The sequence below is a fragment of the Actinosynnema sp. NPDC059797 genome, assembly GCF_042732085.1.
In the GTDB taxonomy this organism is placed as follows: Bacteria; Actinomycetota; Actinomycetes; order Mycobacteriales; family Pseudonocardiaceae; genus Actinosynnema.
This window is the reverse complement of sequence record NZ_JBHWIE010000362.1, coordinates 1-6,938: the sequence shown is the minus strand read 5'-3', so window position 1 is coordinate 6,938 and position 6,938 is coordinate 1. Positions and strand designations below refer to the sequence as shown.

The window sequence follows — 6,938 nt, the reverse complement described above, 5'->3', positions numbered from 1 at the left end:
CCTCCACCCGCAGGTCGTGGCCACACACCCGCTCCACCAGCTCCGCGTCGTGCACGCCCTCCACCCAGATCCGGCTGTCCCGGGCCGTGCGGGCCCGCAGGCCCTCCACCCGCACCGAACCCGACGCCGACCGCCCCGGCCCGGCCGCCGCCGCGGGCGCGGGGCGCACCAGCGTCACCGGCCGGCCCTCCACCAGGAACGCCGCCGGCCGCAGCGGGAACACCCGGTGCCGGCCGTGCCGGTCCTCCAGCACCACCCCGCCCGACTCGAACCGCACCACCGCCCCGCAGAACCCCGACGCCGGGTCCTCCACCACCAGCCCGACCTCGGCCGCCACCTCCGGCACCACCCGACGCTTGCGCCCCGCCAGCACGTCCCGGCCGTAATCCTGTGATCGCACGCCGCGCGACGTTACCGCCACCCACCCGGCGCGGCACGGCGCTACGCCCGCCGCACCGCCGGGTGATCGGGGTAGAACGCCGCGTACACCCGGCACCACGCCGCCAACCGGTCGCCGTCGACCACCGCCGACAGCCACTCGATGCGCCCCTCCAGGTCATCGCCCAGGTAGGCGAAGTCGACCGCGTCGCTGGCGGCGTCGCCCACGCACGCCCGCGGGTCGATCGCCACCAACCCCCGCGGCCCGGCGTCGAGCACGTTGCCCGGGTGCAGGTCACCGTGCAGCAGCACCGGCGGCACCCGGTCCCGCGCCAACCGCGACGCCTCCTCGTGCGCCCGCGAGTGGTCGCCCGGCCTGCGGCGGGCCAGGACCCCGAACACGAAGTCCACCCGCTCCGACAGCGGCGGGAACCCCTCCGGCGCCGGCACGTGCAGCCCCCGCAGCACCTCCGGCAGACCCGGGCCGTCGACCGCCGGCGTGCCCGGCACCAGGCCCTCCAGCAGCAGCGCGCCCCGCGCCGGATCGACCCGCAGCACCCGCACCACCCGGGGCGAGGGCTCCCACGCCCGCAGCGCCGCGCACTCCGCGACCGCCAGCGCCGGCTCCGGCGTCACCTTCAACACCACCGGCACACCCCCGCGCCGGCACAGCAGGGCGTGCGACGTGCCGCCGCTCAGCGGCCGCTCCACCTCCAGGCCCCAGTCCGCGCACAGGCCCGCCACCAGCGACGGCAACCCCGCCAACCACGACCGCGCACCCACGCCGAACCGGCGCTCCATCCGCCGCGCCAAACCCCCGTCGACCCCGAAGACCCCAGCCCCGAAGACCCCCGCCCCGGACACACCGGCCCCGAAGCCCCCGTCACCGGAGATCCCGGAGCCCTCGCGCGCCGGGGTGCCGCCCGCGGTCACCGGTCCAACCTGAGGATGAACTCCTCCACGTCCCCGCCCCGCCCCTCCGCGAAGCCCGCGTCCCGGCCCACCGTCGCGAAACCGCACTTGGCCAGCACCCGCAGCGACCCCACGTTGTCCACCGCCGCCCGCGCGTACAGCGGCCGCACCGGGTCCGACTCCAGGAACAGCCGCAGCGCCGCCGTGGCCAACCCCTTGCCCCAGTGCTCCGAGGCGATCCAGTACGTCACCTCCGGCTCGCCGAACGCGGTGAACCTCGCGACGTGCCCGACCACCTCGCCGTCGAACACCACCGTGCGCGCCACCACCGACCCGTCGCCCAGGTTCCGCGCCCACCGCGCCGAGTGGGCCGCCCGGTCACCCGGGGCGGCCGGGGTGAACGCGGCCATCCGCACCGCCGCCGGGTCCCGCTGGTGCTCGAAGAACACCGACACGTCCGACCCGGTCACCGCACGCAACTCCACACCGTTCACGCGGCAAGTAGACACCCGCCCACCGACACCCGGCCGACGCGGTCCCGCCCCGGGAACCGACCGGCCGGAACCGATCAGCCGGTCAGAACGCCGGCCAGGGGATCGCCGGCCACTCGCCCGACGGCTCCGGGTACACCCCCGCCGCTAGCAGCTTGTCCACCCGCTCCGCCAACGCCCGCACCTCCGCGCGCGTCAGGTGCTCGTGCAGCGCCTCGCCCAGCTCCCCGTCCAGGCCCGACCGCAGCCGGCGCAGCGCCTCCACCGCCTCCCCGGGCAGCTCCTCGCCCAACCAGCCCCACAGCACCGTGCGCAGCTTGTCCTCGGCGTGCAGGCAGATCCCGTGGTCCACCCCGTACACCGCGCCGTCCACCGAGTGCAGCACGTGCCCGCCCTTGCGGTCGGCGTTGTTGACCACCGCGTCGAACGCCGCCATCAACGCCACCCGCGGGTGGTCGGCGTGCACCAGCACCGCCGGCTCGCCGAAGCGGTCGTGCGCCCGCAGCACCGCCCGCCACCCCGGCCGCACCTGCTCCTCGGCCACGATGTCGACCAGGTCGTCGTCCTCGCGGGTCTCCACCCACAACTGCACCATGCCCTCGCCGAACGGGCCGGGCCGCAGCACCGTCGGCGGCACCAGGCCCAGCCCCGCCGCCTCCGACACCAGGAACGTCGCCACCTCGCGACCGGCCAGCGTGCCGTCCGGGAAGTCCCACAGCGGCCGCTCGCCCCGCACCGGCTTGTACACGCACTGCGCGGTCACGCCGTCCAGGGCGATCCGGCAGAACAGCGTCGCGTTGGAGGCGTCCACCAACCTGCCCTCGACCTCGATGCGACCACGGGTCAGCAGGTCGAGCACCCCCTCGTCGCCCGGCCGCACGCGTCCCTCAGCCCTCGTCCGAGCGCCGGTAGCCGTTCTGCCGCGGGCACACGTGCCCATCCGGGTCCAACGGCTCCGAGCACAGCGGGCACGGCTTGCGACCGGCCTTGACCACCCGGTCCGCGCGCTCGGCGAACGCCCGCGCCTCCACCGGGCTCAGGAACACCCGCACCGCGTCCGGACCCTCCTCGGTGTCGTCGAGCACGACCGCCTCGTCGACCTCCTCGTCGGTGATCGCGAGCAGCTCGATGACCACCGCGCGGGACTCGGCGTCCCAGCCCAGCCCCATCGTGCCGACCTTGAACTCCTCCTCGACCGGCACCTCCAGCGGTTCGGTGTCCCGGAGGTCCTCGGGTACCTCCTCGGGTACCTCCGCGCCGAACCGCCGGTGCACCTCCTCCAGCAGCGAGCCGATGCGCTCGGCGAGTACGGCGACCTGTTGCTTCTCCAGCGCCACGCTGACCAGCCGCGCCTCCTCGGAGGCCTGCAGGTAGAACGTGCGCTCGCCAGGCTGCCCGACGGTCCCGGCGACGAACCGGTCGGGTTGGCGGAATACGTGGATGACGCGTGCCATGACAACACCGACCCTAGGCCACCCGAGCAAGATCGGCAGCCCTGCCCCGGGTTTTCCGCCGCCCACCCGCCCCGCGGGCGCCGGCGACCACGGCCGCTGCCCCGGTCCGGGGCGTGCGGATAGGGTGCCGGGGTGGTCGAGATCGCACCGTGCGGAACGTGGAAATCACCCGTCACCGCGGCCCACGCCGCCGCGGCCGGAGGCGGCGTGGACTGGGTCGACCTGCACCGGGGCCGGCCCTGGTGGACCGAGGGGCGCCCCGCCGAAGGCGGCCGGGTCGCCCTCGTGCGCGACGGCGAGGACCTGCTGCCGCCGCCGTGGAACGTGCGCAACCGCGTCCACGAGTACGGCGGACGCCCCTGGGTGGTGCTCGACACACCCGAGGGCACCCGGGTGGCCTTCACCCACTGGGACGACCAGCGCGTCTACCTGTTCGACCCCGACGACCCCCGGCCCCACCCGATCAGCCCCGCCCCCAGGCGCCGCCACGGCCTGCGCTACGCCGACCTCACCGCGGGCCCCGGCGGCCGGGAGGTGTGGTGCGTGCGCGAGACCTCCACCGGCCCTGCCCGCACCGACGTCCGCCGCGACCTCGTCGCCCTGCCCCTGGACGGCTCCCCGCCGCGCGTGCTGGCCGCCAGCCACCACTTCATGACCGGGCCCCGCCTGTCACCCGACGGCCGCCGCTACGCCTGGATCGGCTGGGACCACCCCCGCATGCCCTGGGACGGCACCGAGCTGTGCGTGGCCGAGGTCGACTCCAGCGAGGTCGACTCCAGCGGGGTCGGCCCACCCGACCACCGCGTCGTCGCCGGCGGCCCCGCCGAGGCCGTCTGCCAGGTCGAGTGGGACGGCGAGGACCTGCTGGCCCTGACCGACCCCGACGGCTGGTGGAACCTGCACCGCATCGACCCGCACGGGCACGCGGTCAACCTCGCCCCAGTCCAGCGCGAACTGGGCGGCCCCATGTGGCGGCTGGGCAACCGCTGGTTCGCCACCATCGGCGGCGGCCGCCACGCCGTGCTCGCCGCCGGGCGGCTGGCCGTGCTCGACGAACGCAGCCGCACCGTCACCGACGTCGACGTGGACCTGCCCACCTGGCACGGCCAGCTCGCCGTGCACGACGGCGTGGTCGTCGGCTCCGCCGCCGGACCGCACACCGAGACCGCCGTGGTGTCGCTGGACCTGTCCACCGGCGAACTGACCACCCACACCGGCCCCTCGGGCCCCTCCGGGACCGGCGACCACGCCGCGCTCGCCCCCTACCTGCCCACCCCCGAGCTGCGCGTGTTCACCGGCCCCGACGGCGACATCCCCGCCCACGTCTACCGGCCCCACAACCCCGACCACACCCACCCCGACGACGAGCGCCCCCCGTACCTGGTGCACGTCCACGGCGGTCCCACCGGCCGCACCCTGCCCGTGCTCGACCTGGACATCGCCTACTTCACCAGCCGGGGCATCGGCGTGGTCGCGGTCGACTACGGCGGCTCCACCGGCTACGGCCGCGCGTTCCGCGAACGGCTGCGCGAGCAGTGGGGCGTCGTCGACGTCAACGACTGCGCCACCGTCGCCCAAGCCCTCGCCGACGAGGGCACCGCCGACGGCCAACGCCTGGCCATCCGCGGCGGCAGCGCCGGCGGGTTCACCTCCGCCGCGTCCCTGACCTCGGTCAAGACCTACCGGTGCGGCATGGTCGCCTTCCCCATCCTCGACCTGGCCGGCTGGACCGGCACCGGCGGCGAGACCCACGACTTCGAGTCCCAGTACGTCACCGGCCTGGTCGGGCCCTGGCCCGAGACCGCCGACCGGTACGCCGAGCGGTCCCCGGCCCACCGCGTCGACCGCCTGGCCGGGCCCGTGCTGCTGCTCCAGGGCCTGGAGGACGAGATCTGCCCGCCCGAGCAGGCCGACCGCTTCGCCGCCGCCCTCGACGGCAGCGGCATCCCGCACGCCTACCTGACCTTCGAGGGCGAACAGCACGGGTTCCGCAAGGCCTCGACGATCATCGCGGCGCTGGAGGCCGAGCTGTCGTTCTACGGTCAGGTGCTCGGCTTCACCCCGCCCGGGGTGCCGGTCCTGGACCTGCGCCGATGACCCGCCCCACCCCGGCGGGGCGCCCGACCGGCGCCCGGACCCGGCCCGGCGACACCACCCCGGGCGCGGCGGGACGCCCGTGACCCCGACCGGCAACCCGCCCCTGCTGCACCCCGGGGACCGCGTGGTCGTGGTCAGCCCCGCGGGACCCGTGGCCGCGCCGCTGCTGGACGCCGGCGTGGCCTGGCTGCGCAAGTGGGACCTCGACGTCCGGGTCGCGCCCTCGGCCCTGGCCACCCACCCCACCCTGCCCTACCTCGCCGGCCACGACCCCGACCGCGCCCACGACCTGCGCCGGGCGTGGCTGGACCCGGACGTCGCCGGCGTCCTGTGCGCCCGCGGCGGCTACGGCAGCGCCCGCACGGCCCGCCTCCTCGACTGGACCGCCCTGGCCGCCCACCGCAAGGTCTTCCTCGGCTCCAGCGACACCACCGTCCTGCACGACGGGTTCCGGCAGGCCGGCGTCCCCACCTGGTTCGGCCCGATGATCGGCACCACCGCCTTCGTCGAGGACACCGCCGCCCGCGACCACCTGCGCCGCGCCCTGTTCACCGGCGTCACCTCCTACCGGGGCGTCGGCACGGTCCCCGGCACGGCCCGCGGCACCGCCGTCGGCGGCACCCTCAGCCTCCTGCGCACCCCACCGCCCGACGGCGCGATCGCGCTGCTCGAAGACGTCAACGAGGAGCCCTACCGCGTCGACCGGATGCTCACCGACCTGCTGAACTCGGGCTGGTTCGACCACGTCGCCGGCATCGTGCTCGGCTCCTGGACCGGCTGCGGCGACCTCGCGCCCGTGTTCGCCGACCGCCTCGCCGGACTGGGCGTGCCCGTGGTCGCCGACACCCCCTTCGGGCACTGCGCCGGACAACTCACCGTGCCCCTGGGCGTGTCGGTCGAGATCGACGGCGGCACCGGTGTGGTAACCGTGGGCACGTGAAGATCGACGTAGCCGACGGGACGTTCGACGCGCCCGTCTGGGAACCCGCCGCCGGCACCGGACCCGGCCTCGTGCTGATCCAGGAGATCTTCGGCCTGGACGACTACCTGACCTCCGTGGCCGCCGACCTCGCCGCCCTCGGCTACGTCGTCGCCGTGCCCGAGCTGTTCTGGCGCGTGGCGCCCGGCTGGTCCTCCGCCCACGACGAGGCCGGCGTCGCCGCCTCCATGGAGGTCGCCGGCCGCTTCGACTTCGCCCTCGGCGTGTCCGACGTCATCGCCACCCTGCACCGGCTGCGCGCCCGCACCGGCCGGGCCGGCGTCCTCGGCTTCTGCCTCGGCGGGTCCATCGCCTACGAGGCCGCCGCGGCCGCAGACCCCGACGTCGCCGTGTCCTTCTACGGCTCCGGCGTGCCCGACCGCCTCGACCAGGCCGACCGGATCACCTGCCCGATCCAGTTCCACTTCGGCGGCCGGGACCCCTACATCCCGCGACCGGCCGTGCAGCGGGTCGTCGACGCGGTCACCGGCCTGCCCAACGCCGAGATCCACGTCCAGGAACAAGCCGGGCACGCCTTCCACAACAACGTCGCCCCGCAGTTCCACCACCCCGAGGCCGCAGCCGCCGCCTGGGAGCTGACCACACGCGACCTCTCCCACACCCTGC

The 6,938-nt window shown here is 75.6% G+C and carries 8 protein-coding genes; 3 read left to right on the top strand and 5 right to left on the bottom strand.

The window, feature by feature from the left end:
* The 5 genes from ACFV4N_RS37090 to ACFV4N_RS37070 form a co-directional block, all read right to left on the bottom strand.
* Window positions 1-400: DUF3097 family protein (locus ACFV4N_RS37090; protein ID WP_499677344.1), on the bottom strand; the 400-nt coding region annotated here is incomplete at its 3' end.
* Between the two features lie 41 nt (window positions 401-441).
* Window positions 442-1,311, bottom strand: coding sequence for an aminoglycoside phosphotransferase family protein (locus ACFV4N_RS37085; RefSeq protein ID WP_499677343.1), 870 nt, complete (start codon window positions 1,309-1,311; stop codon window positions 442-444).
* Entirely contained in the window at window positions 1,308-1,784 is a 477-nt protein-coding gene (locus tag ACFV4N_RS37080) for a GNAT family N-acetyltransferase (protein WP_499677342.1), read from the bottom strand. Before ACFV4N_RS37080 ends, ACFV4N_RS37085 begins: the two co-directional genes overlap by 4 nt.
* A gap of 82 nt (window positions 1,785-1,866) precedes the next feature.
* Complete coding sequence (locus tag ACFV4N_RS37075) at window positions 1,867-2,661, bottom strand: SCO1664 family protein (protein WP_499677341.1); 795 nt, start codon at window positions 2,659-2,661, stop codon at window positions 1,867-1,869.
* A 7-nt stretch (window positions 2,662-2,668) separates the two neighbouring features.
* Complete coding sequence (locus ACFV4N_RS37070; protein ID WP_499677340.1) at window positions 2,669-3,235, bottom strand: DUF3090 domain-containing protein; 567 nt, start codon at window positions 3,233-3,235, stop codon at window positions 2,669-2,671.
* A 132-nt stretch (window positions 3,236-3,367) separates the two neighbouring features.
* Between ACFV4N_RS37070 and ACFV4N_RS37065 the strand changes: the two genes are divergently transcribed.
* From ACFV4N_RS37065 to ACFV4N_RS37055, 3 genes are all read left to right on the top strand, one after another.
* Window positions 3,368-5,332 (top strand): dipeptidyl-peptidase 5, encoded by a 1,965-nt coding sequence (locus ACFV4N_RS37065; RefSeq protein ID WP_499677339.1) that lies wholly within the window; start codon window positions 3,368-3,370, stop codon window positions 5,330-5,332.
* Window positions 5,333-5,411: 79 nt separating this feature from the next.
* Complete coding sequence (locus ACFV4N_RS37060) at window positions 5,412-6,272, top strand: S66 peptidase family protein (RefSeq protein WP_499677338.1); 861 nt, start codon at window positions 5,412-5,414, stop codon at window positions 6,270-6,272.
* Window positions 6,269-6,938, top strand: a 670-nt coding sequence (locus ACFV4N_RS37055; RefSeq protein ID WP_499677337.1) for a dienelactone hydrolase family protein, incomplete at its 3' end; no start/stop codon positions are given. The genes ACFV4N_RS37060 and ACFV4N_RS37055, both read left to right, overlap by 4 nt.